15 protein-coding genes are annotated in these 23474 nt (G+C 60.8%); 11 read left to right on the top strand and 4 right to left on the bottom strand.

Features of this window, described 5'->3' with window-relative positions; translation table 11 throughout:
• Nucleotides 1–118: 118 nt before the first annotated feature.
• The 5 genes from DF196_RS13445 to DF196_RS06150 all read left to right on the top strand — a co-directional run bounded on the left by DF196_RS13445 (nucleotide 119) and on the right by DF196_RS06150 (nucleotide 6559).
• Complete coding sequence (locus tag DF196_RS13445; RefSeq protein ID WP_158276279.1) at nucleotides 119–283, top strand: hypothetical protein; 165 nt, start codon at nucleotides 119–121, stop codon at nucleotides 281–283.
• 159 nt (nucleotides 284–442) lie between these two features.
• Nucleotides 443–1996 (top strand): MFS transporter, encoded by a 1554-nt coding sequence (locus tag DF196_RS06170; RefSeq protein WP_170115001.1) that lies wholly within the window; start codon nucleotides 443–445, stop codon nucleotides 1994–1996.
• Between the two features lie 39 nt (nucleotides 1997–2035).
• Nucleotides 2036–2992, top strand: a complete 957-nt coding sequence (locus tag DF196_RS06160) for a TatD family hydrolase (RefSeq protein WP_109057000.1) — start codon at nucleotides 2036–2038, stop codon at nucleotides 2990–2992.
• 193 nt (nucleotides 2993–3185) lie between these two features.
• Nucleotides 3186–5630: a KUP/HAK/KT family potassium transporter gene (locus tag DF196_RS06155; RefSeq protein WP_170115000.1), complete on the top strand. Its 2445-nt coding sequence runs from the start codon at nucleotides 3186–3188 to the stop codon at nucleotides 5628–5630.
• Nucleotides 5631–5698: 68 nt separating this feature from the next.
• Nucleotides 5699–6559, top strand: a complete 861-nt coding sequence (locus tag DF196_RS06150; RefSeq protein ID WP_109056999.1) for a class II glutamine amidotransferase — start codon at nucleotides 5699–5701, stop codon at nucleotides 6557–6559.
• 11 nt (nucleotides 6560–6570) lie between these two features.
• Here DF196_RS06150 and DF196_RS06145 read toward each other — a convergent pair whose 3' ends face one another.
• The 3 genes from DF196_RS06145 to DF196_RS06135 all read right to left on the bottom strand — a co-directional run bounded on the left by DF196_RS06145 (nucleotide 6571) and on the right by DF196_RS06135 (nucleotide 10880).
• The gene (locus DF196_RS06145; protein ID WP_109056998.1) at nucleotides 6571–7440 is read right to left on the bottom strand and encodes an HD domain-containing protein; all 870 of its coding nucleotides are present in this window, start codon (nucleotides 7438–7440) and stop codon (nucleotides 6571–6573) included.
• Between the two features lie 393 nt (nucleotides 7441–7833).
• Nucleotides 7834–9264, bottom strand: coding sequence for an ATP-binding cassette domain-containing protein (locus DF196_RS06140; protein WP_421728452.1), 1431 nt, complete (start codon nucleotides 9262–9264; stop codon nucleotides 7834–7836).
• A 128-nt stretch (nucleotides 9265–9392) separates the two neighbouring features.
• Nucleotides 9393–10880, bottom strand: coding sequence for an ABC transporter permease (locus tag DF196_RS06135; RefSeq protein ID WP_109056997.1), 1488 nt, complete (start codon nucleotides 10878–10880; stop codon nucleotides 9393–9395).
• A gap of 385 nt (nucleotides 10881–11265) precedes the next feature.
• Between DF196_RS06135 and DF196_RS06130 the strand changes: the two genes are divergently transcribed.
• From DF196_RS06130 to DF196_RS06105, 6 genes are all read left to right on the top strand, one after another.
• Entirely contained in the window at nucleotides 11266–13902 is a 2637-nt protein-coding gene (locus DF196_RS06130; RefSeq protein ID WP_421728450.1) for a DUF4012 domain-containing protein, read from the top strand.
• Nucleotides 13903–14060: 158 nt separating this feature from the next.
• A complete protein-coding gene (locus DF196_RS06125; protein WP_109056995.1) occupies nucleotides 14061–15320 on the top strand; it encodes an acyltransferase in 1260 nt (419 codons plus the stop codon).
• A 324-nt stretch (nucleotides 15321–15644) separates the two neighbouring features.
• Entirely contained in the window at nucleotides 15645–17768 is a 2124-nt protein-coding gene (locus DF196_RS06120) for a GH25 family lysozyme (RefSeq protein ID WP_421728449.1), read from the top strand.
• A 243-nt stretch (nucleotides 17769–18011) separates the two neighbouring features.
• Nucleotides 18012–18968, top strand: coding sequence for a glycosyltransferase family 2 protein (locus tag DF196_RS06115; RefSeq protein WP_109056993.1), 957 nt, complete (start codon nucleotides 18012–18014; stop codon nucleotides 18966–18968).
• Nucleotides 18969–19112: 144 nt separating this feature from the next.
• Nucleotides 19113–20609 (top strand): SGNH/GDSL hydrolase family protein, encoded by a 1497-nt coding sequence (locus DF196_RS06110; RefSeq protein ID WP_146194714.1) that lies wholly within the window; start codon nucleotides 19113–19115, stop codon nucleotides 20607–20609.
• A 66-nt stretch (nucleotides 20610–20675) separates the two neighbouring features.
• Entirely contained in the window at nucleotides 20676–21761 is a 1086-nt protein-coding gene (locus DF196_RS06105) for an acyltransferase family protein (RefSeq protein ID WP_109056991.1), read from the top strand.
• Here the strand turns inward: DF196_RS06105 and DF196_RS06100 are convergent.
• Nucleotides 21670–23433, bottom strand: coding sequence for a glycosyltransferase family 39 protein (locus DF196_RS06100; protein ID WP_109056990.1), 1764 nt, complete (start codon nucleotides 23431–23433; stop codon nucleotides 21670–21672). The genes DF196_RS06105 and DF196_RS06100 overlap by 92 nt on opposite strands.
• Between the last annotated feature and the right edge of the window lie 41 nt (nucleotides 23434–23474).

The following is a 23474-nucleotide window of genomic DNA, read 5'->3' as shown; positions in this document are numbered from 1 at the left end:
CGGGAATGTTTTGCGGTGGCCCGATCAGCTTCATCGGACTACCACTCAGTCGATTTTGTTGACGGCTTCTCGGTCAGGGGAGCCAGAAAATTGCTCAGCAAAGCAAAGGAGCATCATCATGGAACACATCGTGGCTGCCACAACGCTCGCGGCCGACTGGACAGGCGCCCTGCAGTCGCTTGGCGGTGCCTTCGGCAAGGCGGTGGTGGTGATGGTCGTCGTCGCCATCGGTGGCTTCCTCATCGACACCGTGGCCAAGTTCATCGGCACGCGCATGAAGTGACCGCGCGACCGTTGCCCGGCCGTTGCAATCGCCGCAATCGCCGCAACCGACTCGGCTGACATGGCTGACACGGCCGGCGCAAGGACATACCGGCTCACTACACTTGAAGCAACGGGACCGAGGCGTTATCAAGCCCGCACGCAGGGCCGGGAGGCAATCATGTCAGACGACACCAGTCGGGCGCTGCGCGAGGCGCTGACCGGCGACCAGCCGCGCAAGGTCACCCTGCGCCAGGCCATCGGCTTCGGCATCGGCGACTTCTACGGTGGTGGCCAGCTCACCATCGTCGCCACCTACCTGTCCCTGTTCTGGACGCGGTTCTGCGGCATGTCCATCGCCACCGCCCAGACCGTGATTGGCCTGAGCGCGCTCATCAGTGCCGTGGCCGCCCTCCTGTTCGGCGTGCTGGACGACAATCTCTACCGCTACGACATCGGCCGCAGGTTCGGCCGCCGCCGTTTCCTGCTCATGCTTATCGGGCCGCTCATCCTCCTCGGTATCTTCCTGTGGGTTCCGGGCCTGCCGGTGGCCGGATACGCGGCCGCCTACGTGTTCTGGGTGGTGGTCGCGCAGGCCTTCCAGACCGCCTACAACCCGCTGCCCGGCGAGATGACGCCCGATTTCAACAGTCGCACCAAACTCTCCACCGTGCGATTGTTCATTTCCACCTGCGCGGGCACGGCCATTCCCGTGATCGGCAGCGCGGTGCTCGCCACGTTCGGCGAAACCACGCCCACCGGATACATGACGTTCACCATCACCACCACCGTGCTGTTCGCGCTCGCCGTGTTCGCCTGCTGGCGCAGCACATGGGAGATGACCCCGGAGGCCGCGGGATTCGGGGCCTACGCGCGCGGCGAGGTGCGCGAGGGCCATATCGGCGCGGCCGGCTGGCTCAGACGGGCCGGCAAGGTGTTGCGCGAGTATGCCAGCACCCTGCGGATCAAGGAATTCCGCAAGCACCTGTCCATCTACCTGCTCGTGCAGGTCTCGATGGACGTGTTCGGCCAGACCTTCGTGTTCTTCGTGATCTACAACTGGAACCACACGGCCGCGTTCGCCTCGCTGCTGCTCGGCTGCGCGGTGGTCTCCCTGCCGCTCATGCCCGTGTTCGGCTGGGCCATGACGAAAATCGGCCCCAAACGCCTGTATGCCATCAACTTCTTTGGCTGTCTGGTGGGCGTGGGCTGGCTGTTCGCCGCGTGGCTGCTCGTCGGTGTGCTGCCGGGTGTGGTCTGGACCGCGTTCGCGGTGGCCGGCGCGCTGTGGTTCTTCGCGTTCAAATCGCTGTGCGGCTACTTGCCGTGGGCCGTGTTCCCGTACATCGCGGACATCGACCAGATCGTCACACGCCGCTACCGGTCGGCCACGTTCTCCGGCATCCAGGCGTCCTTCCGTCAGCTCGGCTCGGGTCTCGGCACCATCGCCGTCGGCGTGATTCTGGGGGCCGTGGGATTCGATGCCACGCTGCCTGAGCAGTCGTTCGGCGCCCGCGTCGGCTTGGGCGCGGTGCTGCTCGGCTGGTTCGCCTTCGCGATGGTCATCTGCTGGATAGTATCTGCCCATCTGGTGATCAACAAACGCACCGACTCCATCGTGCTGGCCGAAATCACGCGACTGCGCAACGGCGGCGCCAAGGCGGACGTGGATCCCGAAGTGCGTCACGTCGTCGAACGCCTCACCGGCCTGTCCTACGACCAGTGCTGGCGATAAAAACCACCCGCGGCACCCGGCGGCATACACTGGGAAGCCATGAGCAAGCACCATCGCGACCGTAGCTGGGCGCCGGCCCCCGAGCCGCTGCCCGAAGACGCCCACACCATCGACAACCACACCCACGTGGCCTCCGTGATCCCCTTCGCCCGGGCGATGGACCATGAGGCGCAGGCCAAAGGCCAGCCCGCCGTGCCGGTGTATGACGTGGACCAACTGCTCTCCCAGGCGCGAAGTGTCGGCATTGGGGGTATCATCGACTGCGGTTGCGAGTTGCCGCACCTGATGACCGCCGTGCAGATGGCCCTCGATCATCCAGGTAATGTGCACGCGGCGCTCGCAATTCATCCCAATGAGGCCGTGCTCCACGGACACCGCGGCGTGCCCGGTCCGGACGGTCTGGATATCAAATACAAGCCCTACCACGACGTGAGCTTCGAGGACGCGCTCGCCGAAGTGCACCGCCTCGCCACGCAATACCCCGACCAGGTGGTGGCCATCGGCGAGACCGGCATGGACCTGTTCCGCACCGGCGCTGGAGCCATGGAGCTGCAGCGCGAGGCCTTCCGCGCGCACATCGCGCTCGCCAAGGAACTGAACCTGCCCATGCAGATCCACGACCGCGACTCGCACAAGGAGGTCATCGAGACCCTGCTGGCGGATGGCGCCCCCGAACGCACGGTGTTCCACTCCTACTCCGGCGACCGCGAAATGGCCGAAATCGCGCGCGAACAGGGCTGGTACCTGAGCTTCTCCGGCACGGTGAGCTACAAGGGCAACGACGGCATCCGCGAATCCCTGCGCATCGTGGGTCTCGACCATGCGATGGTGGAGACCGACGCGCCGTACCTGACGCCCATGCCCTACCGCGGCCGCACCAACGCGCCCTACATGATCCCCTACACGCTGCGCGCCATGGCCGATACGCTCGACCTGCCCGTAGCCGAGGTCGCGCGCGGCACCCGCCGCACCACCCGCACGGTGTACGGGATTTAGCTTTTATCTTGGCTCCCCTCTCTGAGTGGGGGAACCAAAAAGAAGATAACCAGACAGTCCGCCTCATTTCTGTAAGTTGTGACGGTTTCGTTACGGCGCTACCATGACATTCGGCAACAAGCGTGACAGGATGTGTTGAGTTAGACAGAGGAAGTCGCGGGTGGGGGTTGGTCCCGCGCAAAGGACTGAACGTATGGCCGAGTCGAATAAACGAACCTCGCGCGCCCCGAAAGCCGCGACCAAGGCAATCAGCAAAGCCAAACAGGAGGAAGAGGCCCTGCTCAGGGCGGACACCTTCACCAACGCGCCCAAGGTCTCCCGCCGCACACTGACCCGCGAGGAGCGCGAGGCGCTCGCCAAACTCAAGGAAGCCAGGAACAAGGAGGCCGAAAAACTCGCCTCCGCATCATCCAAGGGCCGTCTCGGCCGGTGGTGGGCCCGCCTGCAGTCCGGGCCGGACAAGATCACATGGGGCATGGCCATCGTGGCGCTCGGCGTGGTCTACGGCGACATCGGCACCTCGCCCCTGTACACCGCGCAGACGTTCCTGTCCGGCCAGGGTGGCATCGGCAGCGTGGACCGCGAGGCCGTGCTCGGCATGCTCTCGCTGGTGTTCTGGTCCATCACGCTGATCACCACCGTCAAATACGTGCTCATCGCCATGCGCATCGACAACAATGGCGAGGGCGGCATCTTCGCGCTCTACTCCCTGATTCGCCGCCATGGCGCGTGGCTTGCCATCCCCGCCATGCTTGGCGGTGCGGCGTTCCTGGCCGATTCGGTGCTCACCCCGGCCGTCTCCATCAGCTCCGCCGTCGAGGGCCTGCAAACGTTGCCGCCGCTGGAACAGCTCTTCGACGACAATCCGAGCCTGACCCTCATGATTACCGTGGTGATCATCGTCGTCCTCTTCGCCGTGCAGTCGCGCGGCACTGAAAGCATCGGCCGCGTGTTCGGCTCCATCGTGCTCATCTGGTTCAGTTTCCTGGCCATCGTGGGCTTGACGAATCTCTCCAACGACTGGTCCGTGTTCGAGGCCCTGAACCCGGTCTACGGCATCCAGTTCCTGTTCAGCCCGCACAACGCAGCCGGCATCGCGCTCATGGGCACCGTGTTCCTCTCCACCACCGGCGCCGAGGCGCTGTACTCGGACATGGGCCACGTGGGCCGCGGCAACATCTACTTCACCTGGCCGTTCATCAAGGTGGCGCTGGTGCTCAACTACTTCGGTCAGGGCGCGTGGATGCTTGCCAACGATCGCAATCCTGACTACACCACCATGCGCACGCTCAACCCGTTCTTCCAGATGATGACCCCGAACGTGCGCTACCTCGCCGTGATCCTCTCGGTCACGGCCGGCGTGATCGCCTCCCAGGCCCTCATCACCGGCGCGTTCACCATGGTCTCCGAAGCCACGCGCCTCAACTGGATGCCGCACCTGCAGGTACGCTACCCGGCCCGCACGCGCGGCCAGCTCTACATCCCGGTGGTCAACGGCGTGCTGTGCGTCTCCACGCTGCTCGTACTCGCCATCTTCAAGGACTCCGAACACATCTCCGCCGCATACGGCCTGGCGCTCACCGTCACGATGATCACCACCACCGTGCTGCTCGGCGTCTACATCTGGTACTCCGGGCGCCGGTTCTGGGCGGCCGTGTTCGTGGTGCTGTTCCTGGCCATCCAGACCATGTTCTTCGTGGCGTCCATGGCCAAGTTCCTGCACGGCGGCTGGTTCACCTGCCTGCTGACCTGCGCCATCCTGTTCGTCATGGTCACCTGGGACCAGGGCACCAAACTGGAGCGTGCGCAACGCAGCCACATGCAGCCCAAGGACTTCCTTCCCGCGCTCGATAAGCTGCACGGCGACTTCCGCATCCCTTATTTCGCGGACAACATCGTCTACTTGACCTCCGATCCCGAGACCAAACGTCTCGACACGGACATCTTCTTCTCCATCTTCGCCGACCATCCCAAGCGTGCCCGCGCCTGGTGGGCAGTGAGCGTGGAGACGACCGACGAGCCGTTCACGCGCGAATACTCGGTGGAGCGTTTCGAGACCAACTACATCTACCGCGTGCGCATGCGGCTGGGATTCAAGGTCTCGCAATCCATCCCGGCCTACATCCACCAGATCATGCACGACCTGTCCAAGTCCGGCGAGCTGCCCAAGCAGAAGTCCATCTACCCGAAGGTCGACGCTGATCCGGACATCGGCACCATCCGCTACGTGCTCATCCACAAGGCCCTCATGCCCGAATCCAAGGTCTCCGCGTGGGGCGCGCTCTCGCTGCAGGCCAAGTACACCATCCGCCGCGTGGCCGGCTCGCCGGTCAAATGGTTCGGTCTGGCGCCGTACAACCCGCTGGTGGAGGTGCAGCCGCTGTTCGTGTCCACGCGCCGGCCGCCGCGACTCAAGCGCATCGAGCCGAGCATGGCGGGGCGCCCGACCGCGGAGTCCATGCGCATCGACAAGGCCGATCCGGCCGCCGTGCCCGACCCGATGGACACCACATCCGGTCTGGGCCGACTGGTCCACGCGCCCGAGGCTTCGGTGCCGACGGGCCGGCCAGTTGCCGGAAAAGGCGACAAAAACGCCGTCCGTCCGCCACGTCCCGCCGCCCGCAAATCCCGCTTATAAGCGGCCTATAAACAACACCTATAACGTCCGCCGCAAGTCCCCGAAGAACTCCAGTATCTTGAAATACCATGTGCAGATTACTGGGATACGCCACGGCCGGCTTCAACGTGAGCCTCAACGCCATTCTGGGCTCGGAGAACGCAGCGGACTTCCGCGACCTCTCCGAGATCCACAATGACGGTTGGGGTGTCGCGCAGCTCTCCGACCCCGCCGAAGCCCCGTACATCCGCGACGGCGGTGCCCCCACTCCGGAAACCGGCACCAAGATCTACAAGTCCACCATCGCCGCCCGCTACGACTCCACGTTCGACGCGCTCGCCAACGAGCCTGCCCGCGGCGCCCTGTGGCACCTGCGTCTGGCCAGCTCCAACCTGCCGCTCATCATGGAGAACCAGCACCCGTTCTACGCCAACGGCCTGAGCTTCATCCACAACGGCGACATCTCGGATGCCAACGGTCGCAACATCGTGACCAACCGCTCCTACCCGGTCGACCACAGCATTCTTCTGTCCACCGGCGGCCGCTCCGATTCCGCCATCTTCTTCGCTGTGATTCTCGAGTACATCGGCTTCGGCTTCCCGCTTGACGAGGCCGTGGCCCAGGCCGTGCGCGAACTGCGCCAGGCCTACCCGAAGTCCAGCTACAACTGCATGATCCAGTCCGAGGACCAGCTTGTGGCCCTGCGCGCCTCCGGCCGCGAGGTCACCAGCCCGCGCATCGTGGAGATCTACGACGAATACGGCCGTGGCGAGCAGGCCGCCGACTACCGTGTGATGCGTTACCGCGCCCTGCAGGACGAGAACGGCGACCCCGCAGGCGTGGTGGTCTCCTCCTCCGGTTACGACCAGGAGGATTGGGACGTGCTGGAGAACGACCAGATGATCGTGGCCTCCAACCGCAACGGCACCTTCCGCCTGCGTTCCATCTGATCGGTAGTGCCTCAGATAAGCCGCATCTGATACTTTTCGGCCAGCGCCGGGATATCCGGCACGCCATACTTGGCCACCAGATCCAGCCAACGCTGCGTATTCTCTTCGCCATACTGTTCGGCGCGCTTCGTATAGGCGTCCACGGTCAGGAACTTCGGCGGCACCGACTTGCTATGGAACTTGTCGGCGTACATCACCACCTCCTGCTCCAGGTTCATCGGCACGTAGTCGTCCGGTGGCAGCGGCAAATCCTGCCGGATCACGTCCTCGCGCGTGAGCCCCACGCCGGTGTGGTTGCGGCAGAACTGCGCGATGGACTCGTCCACGCCCTCCTTGAGCAGGTACTTATAGCCCTTGAGACCATGCAGGATGTACTTCTTGCCGCTGAATTTCAGCGGTTCGCCGTCTGTGCCATCGTGCTTGAAGACCTTGTAGGTGCCGATGTCGTGCAGCAGTCCGCCGATGAGCACCAGATGCTCGTCCAGCAGCCGCGGCGGCACATGTCCGCCGGTCACGCCCGCGGTGGGTGGCACCAGATAAGCGGGCGCGCTGGGGGAGAAGGATATAGCCGTATCGGTGCTACTTTGGCCGGCTGCGTCTCCGGCCGAGACGACTGCGGCTGTGATATGCGTCATATCGGCGCCGGCAGCGTGGCCATCGGCCGTTCCGGCTGCCGTGACCGCCCGATCGCCCCACTCCGGCGCGTCCTTCGGCAACGTGCAGCGGCGCGTGAACAGCGCGTTCTGCCGGCGTACGATCTGGCATGCGATGGTGGCCACGATCACGCAATGCGTGTGCACCAGCTCATAGGCCTCCTCGGACGGCGCGATCTTCCTATGCAGCTCGTCGATCTGCTGGACCGTTGGGATATATCCGCTCATTGCCGCCCACTTTCCGTAATCGTGCCGCTGGTTTCAGCATCTCCACCGCTAGGTTAGCGCGGGGCGGCGGCTATCTCCGTTACGAGGGGCTGATTCCCGACTTTTGGGAGGTCTATCTGCGTTACGAGGGGCTGCCGGAGCATGAGGCCTGATGTATAGACGGCTTTATGGAACCGGCATTTCGCCAGTTTTCGCACATCCCTACTTCAGGTAAAGCCCCTTGTAACGCAGATAGGTCTTCCTGGAACCGGGGATTAGCCCCTTGTAACGGAGATAGCCATACGGGAACGATGGGAATCGTCCCCGTATGACGCAGATAACGCAGATGGCCGGGAGAATCGGTGGAATCCGACCCTCCCGGCCATCTGGAAACGTGCGGCCGCGCGCGAAACCTCAGATCTCGAACAGCGTATCCGCCGCCTCGGCGATCTCGCGGGACGCGGTGAGCACGATCACGCAGCGCTTCGGATCGCCGCTATGGGCCAGCTTGGCCAGCGCGGCGAACACCGTCACCGTGTCGTCCTCGTTCAACCCGTGCGTCGGCTCGTCAAGGATGAGCACCTCGGCCTCGGTGCTGATGGCGCGCGCGATGGCCACCAGACGTTGCTGCACCTCGGGCAGCTTGCCGACAGCCACGCCGCTCGTGGCCTCCGTGAAGCCCACCTTGGCCAACAGCTCGCGTGCGATTACCGGCTTGGGCTTGAGGAAGTTGCGGTTCGAGGCGTTCATCGCGTACAGCACGTTCTTCTCGGCGTCCAGATACGGCTGCAGGGCGTGGCGCTGCGGCACGATGCCCAGACGATGGCCTCGCAGTTCAATCGGGTCCAATTCCGCGATGTTCGCACTCTTGTTCATCACCGCGCCCGCGCCCGGATGAATCAGGCCAGTCATCACACCCATCAGCGTGCGGCGCTTCGCATCGGCGGTCAGACCGGAATCAGGGTCGTCCTGGATGAGCAGCGCGTAGGAATGGCCGGCGTAGCAGGAGAATCCCACGTTATCCAGCAGCAGCTTGCCCTTGGGGCCATGCATGGTGACCTTGTTGAGCGCGTACGTGGGGTAGGTCTTGAGCAGCACGTCATCAGCACCGCCGCCCACCAGCACGCGATCGATGCGCGAGGCCAGGGTCATGGTCGGCTCGGACTTGGCTCTGGCCTCCTTGTGGCCCGCCAGCGGGTTCTTCTCGTCCGACTTGGCGAGGGCCAGTGTCTCGTTGACCTTCTGCGCATTACGTGCGGTGACTTCGGCGGAGGCGTTGGCGGAGGCCAGGGCGTCCGCTTCGGCCTCGCTCGGCTCGTCGCCGACGGTGGCAGTCGGCCGCGGCGGAAGCGCCGGGCTCGGCACCGATGCGGCGTCTGCCGGGGCTACTGCGTCCGTCGTTGCGTCGGCCGTAGTCTCGTCCGTCTTGTTCTCGGCCGATGCGTCGGCGTTCTTCGCGCCATTATCGGCGGCCTTCTTCAGTCCGGCCGCCTCCTTGACACGGGTCGGGTCGGCACCGGTGGCGGAGGCGATGAGCGCTGCAGTCACGTCGTCCTTGTCGATGACGGCGTCACCGGAATCGTCCGATTCGTCCGCGACGTCAGTGGCGGATGCGCCAGCCGACTGCTCCGCGGCGGCCAGGCTGTCGTAGATGCTCCCGGATGCGCTTTCGGAGGCTGCGTCAATGTCGGTATCGTCGTCATCCTCGTCGAACACCACGCTGAACTGCACGGAGTCGGCGGGGGATTCCTCGGTGCCATCGTCCGCGTCGGTCGCCGTGTCGGCCTCGGCGTTGCCGGAATCCGCGGTCTCAGCGGACTTATCCGTAGTGGCCTCGCCGGACACGGCGGCAGTTGCACCCTTCGCGTCCGCGTCGCGCTGCTCGGTGGCGGTATCCGCGCTGCCGGCCGTCTCCTTGACGGCGTCCGCAGTCACGTCCGCGGCCTGCTCGTTCTTCTCGATGTCCTTGTCGCTCATGCCTTCGCCTCCGCATCATTGCCGGACTTGCCGGTCGTCGTGGTAGTGGTCGCAACAGCCGCGGTCGCAGCCGCATCGTCGCCGGCGCCATCGACGGCACCGGACTCGGCCTCGATTACCTCGGTCTCGCTGACCGTGCCCCAATCGCCGTCGGCTGCGAACAGCTTGTCCGAGCCGTAGAAGGCGAGACGCAGGGCGGCCAGAATCGCCAGCACCAGAATCGTGCCGAGACCATACCAGACCATCTTCCACACCAAATCAGAAGTCACGGCCGTGGCATGGCCGGAAGCCAGCGCCGCACCGATGGGCTTGGCGGCGAACGCGCCACCCACCAGGCCGATCGCGTAGAACGGTAGCGTCACGATGAAGACCTCCAGCATGAACTGCCAGCCCAGACGGCCACGGGTCACGCCGGAAACCAGCGCCATGCCGATCTCGTCATCGCGCTTCGGCGCCCACACGCCAAGCAGCACCAGGGCGAGCAGCAGCACGCCGCCCACCGAAAGCAGCAGAATCACGCCGGTCTGGGCGCGGGAGGCCAGGGTCTCCAGCGGGGCCAGCGACTTGGTGTATTCATCGAGCGAGGGGGAGGAGATGGTGTAGCCCTTGGCCGGCAGCTTGGACTTCTTGAGCGAGGCAACCACGGACTTGTACGTGGCGGCGTCGGACAGGTTGAACACGATGTCGAGGTCCGGCACCTGCCAGCCCTTGGCGGAGGAGTCGGAAGACTGCGGGTCCAGATCGGCCGAGGCGAAGGTCTGATAGTTCGTGTAGATGGCGTTCTCGCGGTTGCGGGCGGTCACCACCGGGTTGTCGGCGTCGGCCTCGGAGGTGTACTCGTAGATGCCGCGCACCTTGAGTTCGGCGGTCTTGGACTTGTCGGCCGCGGTGGCCACCTTGAACGTGTCGCCCACCTTGAGGTTGTTGGCCTTGGCGAACGCGGAGGAGACCAGCGCGCCCGTGGTGTCCGGGTTGGAGGACTGGTTGTTGAAGCTCAGGCCCTTGCCGTCCACGATGGTGTAGGTGCCCAGGTTGTTGGCCTTGGCGGCGTCACGGGTCCAGAACGCGCGCCACAGGAGCTGGCCGCCGGTTTTGTCGTCGGAGGCGCCGTTCAGCGAATCGCCGTCGAGGGCCTTCAGATTGCCGGAGACGCGGGCCGGCACGGTTTCGGTCACCGTGAAGTCAAGCGTGTTGGTGGCCGACTGGATGGCCGTGGCGTACTCGGTGTAGGCGGTCCACGTCATGTACTGCTTGGTGGTGGACGAGTCGGTGGCCGAGACCTTCTTCCATGCCGCCGCGCTCGGACGGATGGCCATCGTGGCCTTCTGCGAATCGTAGGTGGTGGTGTGTGCCGTGGTGTTTTCCTGAACGATGGCGAGTCCGGCAACCGTGCCGAACGTTACCGCCAGAGTGATGAACGCGGTGAGAGCCGTGCGCCCCTTCGAGCGCGTCAGGGCCCGCCAGGCGTTGCCGAGGACGAACATGCGTTACTTCTCCCGTTCTCCTAAGCCGAACAAATCAATACGGCTCTTACTATTGCTGCGCATCGTGACCGTTTTCTTGCGCATTACTGTTATACCCCTCAACGAACCCTGAGAAGATGCTGAACGCGATGTGGCGGTCATGCACGGATTTACGCGAGTTTCCGCGGGATTTTTCCCGTCTGTTTCCCGTGCTGGGTACACTGGCAAGTTAGACAACTCTGTTGTGGCTAGGTCGGCGTGGTCTCCTCTCTTGGCTCCCCTTGTGAGGGGAGCTGGCTCGCGAAGCGAGACTGAGGGGTAGTCCTTAGTGATCCTTATGGGATTCACGCCGACTCCGGCCGCAGCACCATGAGACTATGCTCCGTTTGACTTGAGGCAGGTGAGTATGCGTTCCAGTTCAGGACGTCACGGGCGTCGCGCCAGCAGCTTCCGCGCAGACGACAGCCAGATGGACGGCCTGTCCGGAACGTCGGGTGCCGATTCGAACGGCGACGTCGCCGGCATCAACGGTAACGATCACGACGATTACGCCGCTGCCGGTAACGTCCGCAATGATTACGATTACGCTGGTTCCGCAGCCGTCGCCGACTACGACAAGCAGGGCGACGAGTCCGGCGCCAAGCACTCGGATTCCGCCGATTCCCACGTCGCCCGCCACACACCGCACCGCGACACGCACCGCCATTCCCATCGCGTCCACCGCTCCATCCGTGCCGCCGCGCGCAACAAGGACGACCTGAAACTCAACACACCGCAGCACGTGGGCGGCCGCAAGGGGCGCTCGCTGCTCGCCATCGCACCGGGCTGGGTTCGCGCAGTCGTGGTGGTGCTGGTGACGATGTTCGCCGCCGTCACATGCGTGGCCGCGCTATACGCCGCGTCCGTGACCCGCATGGTCACCAACGCTCAGCGCGTGCTGTCCTCCGCCGAGAGCCTGGCCAACACCGCACTCGGCTGCGGCAGCGACGAAAGCTTGTCCGAGGTCGCGCAGAACCTCGTCAAATCCACCAACGACCTCAACAAGGAACTCAACGGTCCGCAGTGGGACCTCATCCGCGACCACACCCGATTCAGCAGCGACATCACCGCGGCCCGTGAGATGCTCTCCTCCGTGGACACGCTTGTCAACGGTCCCTTTACGGATCTGCTGGGGCTCGCCCAGAATCTTCAGGGCTTCTCGATGAAGAACGGCACCGTGGACGTGAGCGCGCTCATGGACATGCCCGAAATCGTGTCCGAGACGCACAAGGACCTGAAGACGCAGATCGCCAAGCTCGACTCGATCCCCACGCCCAGCATCGCCAAGATGGCCTCCATGCTCAATATGGAGAAGACCGCGTTGCAGACCGTCGATTCGATGCTTTCCGAGTATGACGACCTGATCAACCTTATGCCGCAGCTGCTCGGCGAAGACGGTGAACGCACGTATCTGGTACTGGTGCAGAATCCGGCCGAGCTTCGTTCATCCGGTGGCATGGTTGGTACGATCGCCGCCGTAACCGCGAACAAGGGCAAGGTGACCATCGGCGACTTCAGCTCCACCTCCGGATGGGACATCCCGGAGCAGCCGTTGGACGACAAGGTGCTGGAGGAGCGCCCGGCGTTCGGCGACACGTTTGACGAGTACCCGGCCACCACCACCATCAACCCGGAATTCCAGCGCGTGGCCCAGTACAACAAGTACCTGTGGCTTAACCAGAAGGATAATAAGGACAAGAACGTGGCCGGTGTGATCGGCCTCGACCCGGTGTTCCTCGAATCCCTGCTGGACGCCACCGGCCAGGTGAAGCTTTCCGACGGCAAGGTGCTCGACGGCTCGACCACCGTTCCGTTCTTGCTGCATGACCTGTACCTCGAGCATCCGAAGTTCGAGGAGCAGAACAAATATGTGTCCGAGGCCGCGCAGGAGATCATGACGCACGTGCTCGGCAACATCAACGGTTCCTCGGCCTCCGGCCTCCTCAAGGCGGTTCGCCAGACTTCGGCCGGCGGCCACCTGAAGCTGTGGATGGCCAATGAGCTGGAGCAGACCGCGCTGATTTCCACAGGTCTCATCGACGACAAGGCCGGCGGCGAGCTGTCCGCGGACGAGACCGTGCCGCAGGCCGGCATCTACCTGTCCGAGCTGCAGCAGGGCAAGCAGGACTGGTACCTGCGGACCACCACCACCGTGACCAAGACCTGCGGAGACGTCTCCGCCACGGATACGGCCGGTGTGACCGGCTCGCTGGATGGCCGCATCACCTCCGCCGCGGCCGGCACACAGCTTGGACTGGTTCCGGCGGATCAGGCGGGTGCCGAGTACACTGTGACCTTCACTATGAAGAATACGATGACCAAGGCGGAGGCCAAGACCCTGCCCGAGTTCATCACCGGCGGCACCGAGACCGAGGTGCCGGGCGGCCTGCTGTACCGCGTGGTGCTCACCGCGCCCTACGGCGGCGAGATCAACGTGGTTCAGGCGGACACCGTCAAGTGGGGCGCGAACACGGCCACCATGTACGACCGTCAGTACGTCACGTTCGACCAGCAGTGGATCGAGCCGGGGGAGGAGCGTACGATCGCGTTCACCGTGCGCGTGAAGAACACCGCCACCCAGCCGCTCGACGTGGTGACCACCCCGGTGGTCAACGCGGACGGCATCGAAACCGGCTCGAACGGCAAGGTCACCGACGAGTGCCCGGCCGAGCTCTCGCCCGGCGAGGTGAAGGCCGGCACTGCCGACTCCGGCGACGCAGCGGGTACCGGTTCCGATGGGTCGACCGATACGTCTGGCAATGGTTCGGCCGATGGTTCCGCGAATGGCTCTACTGAAGGTTCGGACGTGAACGGTTCGACCAACGGTTCGGACGCGACCGCAAACGGTCAGACGAACGGCTCGCAGAACGCCAGCGGCAGCGGCACTGGTAGCAACACCGGTAACACCAAGAAGGACCCGTCCTCCGGCCTGAGCGCGTTGGACAAGATCAAGAGCCAGCTCTCCTGCCCGGTCGACATCAAGTCCCTCGCTGGTGCCGTGTGATGCGATAGAGTCGTGGCTTGACGGCATAGACCTAGCGAGGGTGGCTCCCTATTAGGCTCCCCTCCCTGAGGGGAGCTGTCGGCGAAGCCGACTGAGGGGAGCCGCGGGGACGAATCGGCCTTACGGAATGTAATGTAAATGGGTGAAAGGAGATGCTTATGACAGAGACCTCCAATCCCCATCAGCAATCCCCCCAACTCAAGCCACCCCGCAACGTCAACTACGACCTCTTGCGCTGCGTGGCGATGTGCCTGGTCATCGGCGTCCACGTGGTCAACAACTACATGCCGGTCAAAATGACCCTCACCGGCTCGGCTGAAACCGTGCGGTTCACGCTGTTCGTCATCTTCATGACATGCAACCCGCTGTTCATCATGGTCTCCGGCCGCTTCAACCTGACGTTTGACGCAGGAACTGGTCGGACTCATCAGAAGATGCTTCCTCTCCGGAGCGAGACGTCCGCATCCGATACAAATTCGAAAGCATCGGATGGATCACGGCAGCCGAACCAGTCGGACAGCGCCGCGATTTCAGATTCCAGCGTGTCTATGGACTCCGCCACGGCGTCTTCGTTCGCATCCTTCAGACCGTATCTCCGCTACTACTACAAGCGTTTCGTCTCCCTGATCTTCCCGTACCTCTTCTACGCCGGCGCCCTTGGTTTCACTGCATACCTCGTGATGGACCACCGCTCGCTCGCCAGCGCCGCAACCGGTACCCTCTACGACCTCTTCTCCGGCTACGACGATTCCGTCTACTGGTTCGTCTTCATGCTTGCCGGTTTCGTGCTGGCCACCCCGTTCATGGCCCCGATGCTGCGCGCGATCGGCCGCGCCGGCGCATGGCTGCTCATCGGCCTCGCCGCCGCGGTGGCCGCCGCCGAGCAGATCTGCAGCCTGTTCGGCTACCCGCTCACCTTCCTGAGCTCGTTCCCGTGGCGCGGTCTGCTGTTCTACTACCTGCTGGGCTATGTGCTGGAGTTCTACCCGCCATCCGTACGAGCCCGCCGTGCGACGTACATAATCGCCCCGTTCGCGCTCGCCTGGACGGTCGCCACGCCGGTCCTGTTCCCCGGTCATCCCGCCCAGGTCAACCGCACCCTCACCGTGGCCTACGCCGTAGTGGTCGCCGCGATTTTCCTGTTCTTCCGCTACGACGTGCATGTCCGCTCGGACCGCGCCCGCAAGGCCATCATCTGGCTCGCCGGCTACTCCTACACCATCTATCTGGTCCACTCGCCCCTCTCCAAAGTGGCGATCGGCCGTTTCCTGCCCACGCCCACGAACGGCATCCAGTACGCCGTCATCAGCGTAGCCATGTTCGCCGCCACCTTCCTCGCTGCCCTCCTCTTCGCCATAATCGCCGACAACCTCCTCCTCAAGCCCCTCCAGCGCTTCCTGCGCAAGGTTCGTATTTGATTTGAGATTCCTTGTCGGCGAGCAAAAGACAGCGCCACACCCTATTTGTTCACGTTTTGGGCAGAGAAATATGAAACGGACCGTGCAATATAAGGTTCATCACTTAGAGTGGTTCGCAGAAGAAAGCTGTCGAAGTTCCAGTTCTGTTCAATCCGCTAAGGGGATACCATGTCCAGACCGTTCAAGCTTGCCGCCGCCGCGTCTGCTGTCGCATTATCGTTCGTATTTGTCACTCCGGCATTCGCGGAACCTCTTGTAGATACCAATCTTGACGCGGAGATCCAATCTTCCGAAACGTCCCAGACCCTTCTGCAGACGCAACAGGTGTCAGCCGATGAATCCGACACCATGCCGGGCAACCCGGACGCCGCCCTTCCGGACAAAGTCGCCAGCAGCATCCCCGATGATGCCACCGTGGTATCTGAGAACCACGCCATTACCGCCAACGGCAAACTGAAGGACCTCACCACCGGTAAGACGGTCACCGACCCCGAATTGGTCGGCACCAAGGATGAGCAGCCCGATCCGCTGGCCAAGACGGATGGCTCATCATTCATCCCCGTTCAAGCTGAAGAGGTGAAGGAGAAGGTCAAGGAACGCGACTCAAACGCTGATGCCGAAAACGTTGCAAAAACTGAGTCCAACAGTGTCAACGCTACTGGTACGGTACGTACTGTTGCCCTCGGCAACAATGAATACGGCGCTCATTGGGGTACGTACAAGGGTTCTGCGGCGTTCTTCGATGCAAGCAATAATGTCTTCGTCAGCAACGCGAAGGGTGTCATCGACGTTTCGGAGTGGCAGCACACTATCGATTGGGCTGCAGCGAAAGCAGCTGGCGTGGAAGGCGCCATCATTCGCTTAAGCTATGGCTGGGGCAATGGATTCGATAAGCAGGCGTTGCGCAACATCAGTGAATGCAAGCGTTTAGGCATCCCGTTTGGCGTATATCTGTATTCGTATGCCTACGATGCCGATGGTGCTGCCGGTGAAGGCCAGGGAACGGTTGATCTCTTGCGCCAGGCCGGCGTGAGCCCTAACGACCTTTCCTACCCGGTTTACTACGACCTTGAGCAGTGGTCCTGGACTGGACATGTACCGCCCACTGACCCCTCTGTCTATGACGATATCGTCAATGCCTGGTATAGGCAGCTCCGCAACGCTGGATACACCAATCTTTCTGTGTACTCGTATACGACCTATCTCAACGGTCCGTTGAATAGCGGCAACATTCATGCGAAGACCCGTTGGGTGGCCCAGTACTCCGGCTACATGAGCTATGCCGACTGGCCTGCCGCTGACCGTGGTTGGCAGTATACGGCCAGCGGTTCAATCAACGGTATCGATGGAACTGTGGATTTGAACGCCTTCGGTACGGGTACCACGGGTACCAGCACCGTGAACGGCAAGTGGGTGGAGAAAAACGGCAAGAAGTACTGGTATGAGAACGGTGCCATGGTCCGCTCCAAGGAAATCTACGATCCCGAAAGCGGCGCTTGGTACTGGCTGGATGCCGATGGCACCATGGCCCGTAACAAAGACGTCTACATGACCGCTGGCAAGAAGTGGGTTCGTTACGATTCGGACGGCCACATGATCAAGGGCGAGGACTACCGTTATGGCGGCTGGTACTACTTTGACCCGATTACCGGTGCGATGGCCAAGGGCATGCGGTATGTGAAGTCCAGCGGCGGCAAGTGGGTCTACTATGACTGGACTACCGGTCAGATGCACCACGGGGAAACGTATGTTAATTACGATAAGGAACACACCGGCTGGTACCTCTTCGATTCCGTGACTGGCGCGATGTTCCACGGCTTCACCTACTTCGCCAAGGGCGATAAATGGGTCTACTATGATGCCACCACCGGCATCATGGCCAAAGGCTATGTGAAGGTGAACGGAGCTTGGTATTACTTCGATAAGACCACCGGCAAGATGGCCCATGGAGTGGCCTGGGTGGCCGACCAGGACGCTTGGATTTACTTCGGCCCGATCACCGGCCGTCACGCCGGCACCGGCGAATACCAGGACTGGAAGTCCGCTTCCAGTGGCACGTATCCGAAGCTGTCCAGCTACTCGAATCTGAATCTTCAGATTCGCCTCAATGATCAGGTGGTGCTGGTCCGTAGCGGCAGCAAGGTGATCTACGCGATGACCGCATCCACCGGCAAGAACAGCAGCACGCCCAAGGGCGATTTTACCATCGGCACTCGCGGCAAGTCGTTCTACGACAAGACCGCCAAGCGCGGAGGCAACTACTGGCTGCAGTTCAAGGGCGATTACCGGTTCCAGACCGTGCCTACGGACAGCAAGGGCAACTACATCGAATCTGAAGCCAAGCAGCTCGGCCAGGCCGTGACCTCCGGCTCCGTCTACTTGACCGTGCCGGATGCCCAGTGGCTGTTCGAGCAGCTGCCTGCCAACACTCCGGTGCATATCGCCTGAATCCATTGGCCCGGCTCCGTTGGTCCTTGTTGAAGGAACAATGTGCTGACGGGGGCGTGACAAAGACCTGGCGATGTCGGTCTCGGCTCCCCTCTCTGAGGGGAGCTGTCGCCAAAGGCGACTGTGGGGGGGGGCGGCCACCTCGGTTTGAGCCACCACCACCTCCCACTCCTGATGTAGAGGACTAGTTCTAACCTCGTGACGATGAATCAGCCTATCATCCTCAATGAAAGTGAATCTCGAATGAGCACATCAGCACCGCGTATTGCGTTTGTGATTCCTTGTTACAACGAGGAGGAGGCACTTCATGTGACCGCCGGCGTATTGCGTGAGAAAGTGCAGACGCTGGTTGCCAAAAAAACCATCAGCGAGGAAAGCTCGGTCATCTTCGTGGATGATGGATCCGCGGATGCCACTTGGCGTGAAATCGAACAGTTGCATCAGCGGGAACCTGGTCTGTTCCACGGTGTCAAGCTCGCCCACAACCGGGGCCATCAGAACGCCCTGTTCGCCGGACTGATGCATGCGCTGGATATCCATGTGGATGCGGCCATCTCCATGGACGCCGATTTGCAGGACGACCCCAATGCTGCGGACGAGATGATCGAGCGATTCCGTCAAGGCGCCGAAATCGTATACGGCGTGCGTGACAGCCGTGAGACGGATACTGCGTTCAAGCGCAACACCGCCCATGCGTTCTACTCGGTCATGCGGTGGATGGGCACGGAAACCATTCCGGATCACGCGGATTACCGTCTGATGGGTGCCTCTGCGCTGCAGGCCCTCGCAGAGTACGGCGAAACGAATCTGTTCCTGCGTGGCATAGTGCCTTCCCTGGGCTTCAACACGGACAAGGTGTATTACAAGCGCGGTGTCCGAGTCGCCGGCGAATCCAAGTACCCGCTGAAGAAGATGATTTCTTTCGCCATCGAGGGCATCACGTCGTTTTCCGTGAAACCCCTGTCCATGATCACCGGCTTGGGTGTGCTTTCGGTCATCGTGGGCATCGCCATGCTGATCTACACGTTCGTTTCGGTGTTCTCGGGCCATGCTGTGGCCGGTTGGGGCTCGGTGATGTGCTCGCTGTGGCTGCTCGGCGGTATGATTCTCGTAGCGTTGGGCGTGGTCGGTGAGTACATCGGCAAGATCTACATGGAGGTCAAGCACCGTCCGCGCTTCATCATCGAAAAGACGGTGTGAGCCGTACCGTGTTATTTGGGTCCATTTGCGATTGCCTATGTATCGGAGTCTGCTGATGCGTCAGGCTTTTCAACCTGTTAATGCCCGAAGCGTGACGCGGGAATTGTCCTGCTTATGATGTGTGCCGAGAGGGATGATGATGAGATGAAAAAGAATCGTTTATCTGTTTGGATTGGTATTTGCCTGGCCGTGGCTCTGTTCATGCAGACGATGCCTGCCGGAGCGGTTGAAGTAAATCCTTATCAGCCGGAGGATTCGACCTCTCAGGCACACTCTTCCGAGCGGAATGGTGTATCGGATTCGGAAGATTCCGCCCGGTCTCCGCAGTCAAGTCAAAGCCAGTCCGAGCCCCTCTCCCAAGGGAATCCGCAGGATGCTCAAGACAATCAGTCTGTACGGTCGAAGAGTCCCATCAGCAACGGCTGGATTAGGCGGAATGGGCAATCATACTGGTATGACAACGGAGTGATGGCACGGTCCAAGGAAGTCTACGATCCGGCAAGCGATGCTTGGTACTGGTTCGATGCGGATGGAGTCATGGCTCATGACAAGGACGTGTACCTTTCATCAAGTCGTAAATGGGTTCGTTATGATTCCTCCGGCCATATGATCAAAGGTGAAGATCACAGATACGGCGGCTGGTACTACTTTGACCCAATTACTGGTGCCATGCAATACGGCTTTGTCTACTTACCTTCACGTAAGTGGGTGTATTACAACACTACGACAGGTCGTATGCAGTATGGTGAACAGCATATCAACGGTGGTTGGTATTACCTTGATCCGGTGACGGGGGCCGTACATTATGGATGGCAATACCTTCAGCACGGTAAGAAATGGGTGGTATACGATTGGCCAACCGGCCGTATGCTCTATGGCAATCAGATTGTAACGGGTCAATTCTACTACTTCGATCCGGTGACAGGAGCATTTGACTCATCCCGCTCCGCAAACCCGCGACCGTCGAGCGTGGTGCCGTCCAGCGCCGCGGAGTTCGGGCAGCATCTACGTGCGAGGTCATATCGTTCGGTACGTGTGCTCGGCGACAGTCTCGCTGCCGGTATGGGGGCTCAGGCTGATTACTGGACCACAACCACGCCGCTCTTCTCATATGAAGGTGTGCAGTATTACGAGCCAGCGCATGACATTGATTCCGCGTTCAACCAATTGCGTGCCGAGCTCTCGAAAAACGGCGCCACGATGTTCAACGCCAGCGTTCCTCGTAAAGGCAGTATGAAGGCCTACCTAAGTTTGGGCCAAGAAACGCTAGGCAATGAGGATGCGGCCATCGTGATGCTCGGCACCAATGATCGACTGGTTTCCACGTTGTCTGAATTCCAAACCAATGCGGAAGCCTACTTGCAGTCGGTTGCGGACCGTTACCACGGCAATATGGTAGTCGTGGCCGGACCTCCGGTTGTCGATGAACATGAAGCGTTCTCCATGTCGGACGTCAATGCGGTGCTGCGTGATATATGCACGCGCCATGGTTGGCAGTTCGCATCGATGTACGAAGCCTTCAACCAGATGAGTGTGGCATATGGCGTGCCGATTGAGGGACTGATGCAAGATGGAGTCCATCCGAATCATCTTGGTCAGGAAGCCATGTGGGATGCGTTGCGTCAGCTGCTTGGCCTTTAGCGCCCACATCGGTCCTCATGGGGTGAGTCGCGGTATTCGTCGGCTTGCATCCCTACACTGTCTCAAGTGACGCAGACCAGAATCCGTTTCTTCGACATCGCTCGTGGCATTGCCATCCTGTGTGTGATCTTGTCCCACAGTGTACTGATGGCAGGCACGGTTACACCTTTGCATACGTTGTCCCATACGATTTATGCCGCGTGTTTTTCGTTCCATATGCCGTTGTTCTTCATCCTGTCCGGATATTTCATGCACCCGGAACGTAAATTCCGGTGGGGCAAGGAACTGCGCGAATTGGTGGGAACATACGCCGTGACTGCATGCATTGTTCTGGCAGGTATCGCGATCGCTGCCAAGGGGCTACGTGTAAGCGTACGAGAATCACTGAAGATTTGGGGATCAGCTGCGGTATATGCCGCTGGCGACATATCACAGCATGCGTTGTGGCCGCAGTCCGCGCGTATCGGTGCTATTTGGTTCCTACTGTCCCTGTTTTGGGCGCATCTGCTGATGCATGTTTTTGCCAAGCTCCCCTGTACCCCGGTGTGGGTGGTTGTTTCATTTGTGATTGGGTATGCCTCTGCCCGCTGGATTTGGTTGCCTTGGGATATCCAGTCTGGCATGTGTACGTTGGCATTCGTATACGTCGGATATCTCATGAAGCAATATGATGTATTGGCTTGGCTCAAGAAGTATCCGGCCGTATGGGTATTGATGGCCGTGGTATGGCTTGCTGATATTGTTTTGTTCTCCGGCTTCAGCCTTGCCCTGAACGATTATGGCAAGACACCGGTGCTGGCCGCATTGGGCGGTGTAGCCGGAACGGTGTGCATTATCGGCATCTCAGTACTGGTGGATCGAGTCCAGCGCATCGGCGGCATCTTGGCTTGGATTGGACAGACTTCGTTGGCCCTGCTCTGCGCTCATCTCATCGAGGACGACGTTCTGCCTTGGGCGCTCTTCCTCACGAAAATACAGACGGTTCTGCCTCATATGCCGCTATGGATCGTCCTGTTCGTAGTCAGACTGCCATTGGACTTCTTCCTGGCATGGTGTCTGTCTAAGCTGCCCTATGCGAGCCTCTGGTTCTACCCAATGAAGGCCAAGCAGCATGCTTTGTCCGTTGCGCAGACTTCTCACGCAAATGAATGATGCCGGTAAGCATTGTCTGGATGCCGTACGCTGATATCGGAATGAGCATGAGATAGAAGGGCAGGGTATAGATGCCTTTGGCTTCCCATACCACATAGCATAGGAAGCCACCCAGGAAGGCGATACTCAGCAACGACCGTGCGTATACCGTAGCGGCATCGCAAACGGTATGGCGGCCTGTAACGAGGCCATGAATCATGGCCAGTACTCCGATGAACGCGAAAAGATACAGGCCGCTCATCGCAACGTTCTGATATGACATAGCCAGCCCTCCCCGCGGATTCAATACCATGCCCGAGATACCGGAGAAATTGTGCGTTGAATGCCCCATCTGGGAATAAAGGGAGGTCATGAAAGTGGGCTCGCTCCATTCCGAGGTGAGTTTGGCTTGGAAAAACTTCAGACCGCTCAGGGGAGAGACGGCGAACCCTGATAGGGTGGAGTGAATGGTGTTGCGAGCAGCATCCAGCTGGACCTGGTAGTCACCGTTCGACGCGGTCCAAATGTTGACGGCATCCGGTCCCCACCATCCGGGAACGCCGCCCTTAGGCTGGTTCAGGCCGATGGCGATCCAAGACAACATCGGCATGGTCTTGCTGAATGATTGTCCTGACCAGGATTCCAGAAAGCGTATGGGCAGTCCGGAGATGGTCTTAGCCAGCCATGCCAGGGGAAGAGATACGAGGATTTGCCAATAGCGTGCGCCGCTGCGCAATGTTGCCAATATAATGGCGATGATTGCCGCGAGAAGTACGATAATATATGTCGTTTTGAACAGTATGCCCAGGCCGAATACCACAAAGGCGGCCGTCAGTAATAGAGCACTTGTCAGGGTGTTGCGAGCGGATAGTGATTTGGCTACCAACAGTGCGCCAGCGAGCATGAAGCACAACCCCACGATGTTCGTATACACGAATGCGCAGTACATGAGCAGTGGCATGCAGGTGCAGCAAAGTGCTGTGAATGCTGCATGCCCTTGCCGGGTCAGTCCCATGAATGTGCCGAAGCGCCACAGGATGGCGGTGAGCGCGGTAATCATCAATGCATTGATGATTTGGAATGCGGTGATGTTGCCAATGCCGAAAATGGCGAATACGCCGATGAACCAGAATAAAGGACCGCTCTGGAAGGGGTACCACGAAAAATAAGCATAAGGGGCCGGCAATGCAGTACAGCCGTCAGGCATGTTGTCTGGCGTGCAATAAGTCGGGTCGAATTTTTCGGGATGGTTTTGAAGTACGGATGCCGCAGCGTCCATGAGACTGGCCGAATCGGGGTATTGATAATCAGTGAGTGACAGTGCGAAGATCCAACCGAATTGCACTATGGTCACGAATGCCAGCAGGAACAGCAATGCCCCATGTTGGGGTATACGTGTCAGCAACGACGAGATGACCAGCAAAAGCGCCAAAAATACCAGCAGACCACCAAGAAAGGCGATGGAAGGTACCCCTGTATTGAAATTCATCACTTCGGTAATTGAGTCCGGTCCCGGATGCGCAGTACGGGAAATGAAGGTCGGTGTGAATACCAGAGAGAGGAGCAAAAGGAGGAATAGAATGGCGCACTGACCGGAGATTGCCAGGATTTCAAGCCATACGGACAGCCGCATTGGCCAGTTTGTCTTTTTGTTGCGAACTGCTCCACCACTGTAAGGACGTTGATGCGTCATGAAAGTCCTTCTCCCTGCCCTCAAAACCGCGCAAACAGTCT

Origin of the sequence: Bifidobacterium callitrichidarum (genome assembly GCF_003129905.1) — a bacterium.
GTDB lineage: Bacteria > Actinomycetota > Actinomycetes > Actinomycetales > Bifidobacteriaceae > Bifidobacterium > Bifidobacterium callitrichidarum.
This window is presented reverse-complemented; position numbering and strand designations above follow the sequence as displayed.

Bases quoted from the DNA above. Each gene is read 5' to 3' on its own strand.
- DF196_RS06155 (WP_170115000.1), top strand. From the start codon at position 3,186: ATGGCCGAGTCGAATAAACGAACCTCGCGCGCCCCGAAAGCCGCGACC.
- DF196_RS13445 (WP_158276279.1), top strand. From the start codon at position 119: ATGGAACACATCGTGGCTGCCACAACGCTCGCGGCCGACTGGACAGGC.
- DF196_RS06100 (WP_109056990.1), bottom strand. From the start codon at position 23,433: ATGACGCATCAACGTCCTTACAGTGGTGGAGCAGTTCGCAACAAAAAG.
- DF196_RS06125 (WP_109056995.1), top strand. From the start codon at position 14,061: ATGACAGAGACCTCCAATCCCCATCAGCAATCCCCCCAACTCAAGCCA.
- DF196_RS06160 (WP_109057000.1), top strand. From the start codon at position 2,036: ATGAGCAAGCACCATCGCGACCGTAGCTGGGCGCCGGCCCCCGAGCCG.
- DF196_RS06110 (WP_146194714.1), top strand. From the start codon at position 19,113: ATGAAAAAGAATCGTTTATCTGTTTGGATTGGTATTTGCCTGGCCGTG.
- DF196_RS06130 (WP_421728450.1), top strand. From the start codon at position 11,266: ATGCGTTCCAGTTCAGGACGTCACGGGCGTCGCGCCAGCAGCTTCCGC.
- DF196_RS06135 (WP_109056997.1), bottom strand. From the start codon at position 10,880: ATGTTCGTCCTCGGCAACGCCTGGCGGGCCCTGACGCGCTCGAAGGGG.
- DF196_RS06170 (WP_170115001.1), top strand. From the start codon at position 443: ATGTCAGACGACACCAGTCGGGCGCTGCGCGAGGCGCTGACCGGCGAC.
- DF196_RS06115 (WP_109056993.1), top strand. From the start codon at position 18,012: ATGAGCACATCAGCACCGCGTATTGCGTTTGTGATTCCTTGTTACAAC.
- DF196_RS06150 (WP_109056999.1), top strand. From the start codon at position 5,699: ATGTGCAGATTACTGGGATACGCCACGGCCGGCTTCAACGTGAGCCTC.
- DF196_RS06145 (WP_109056998.1), bottom strand. From the start codon at position 7,440: ATGAGCGGATATATCCCAACGGTCCAGCAGATCGACGAGCTGCATAGG.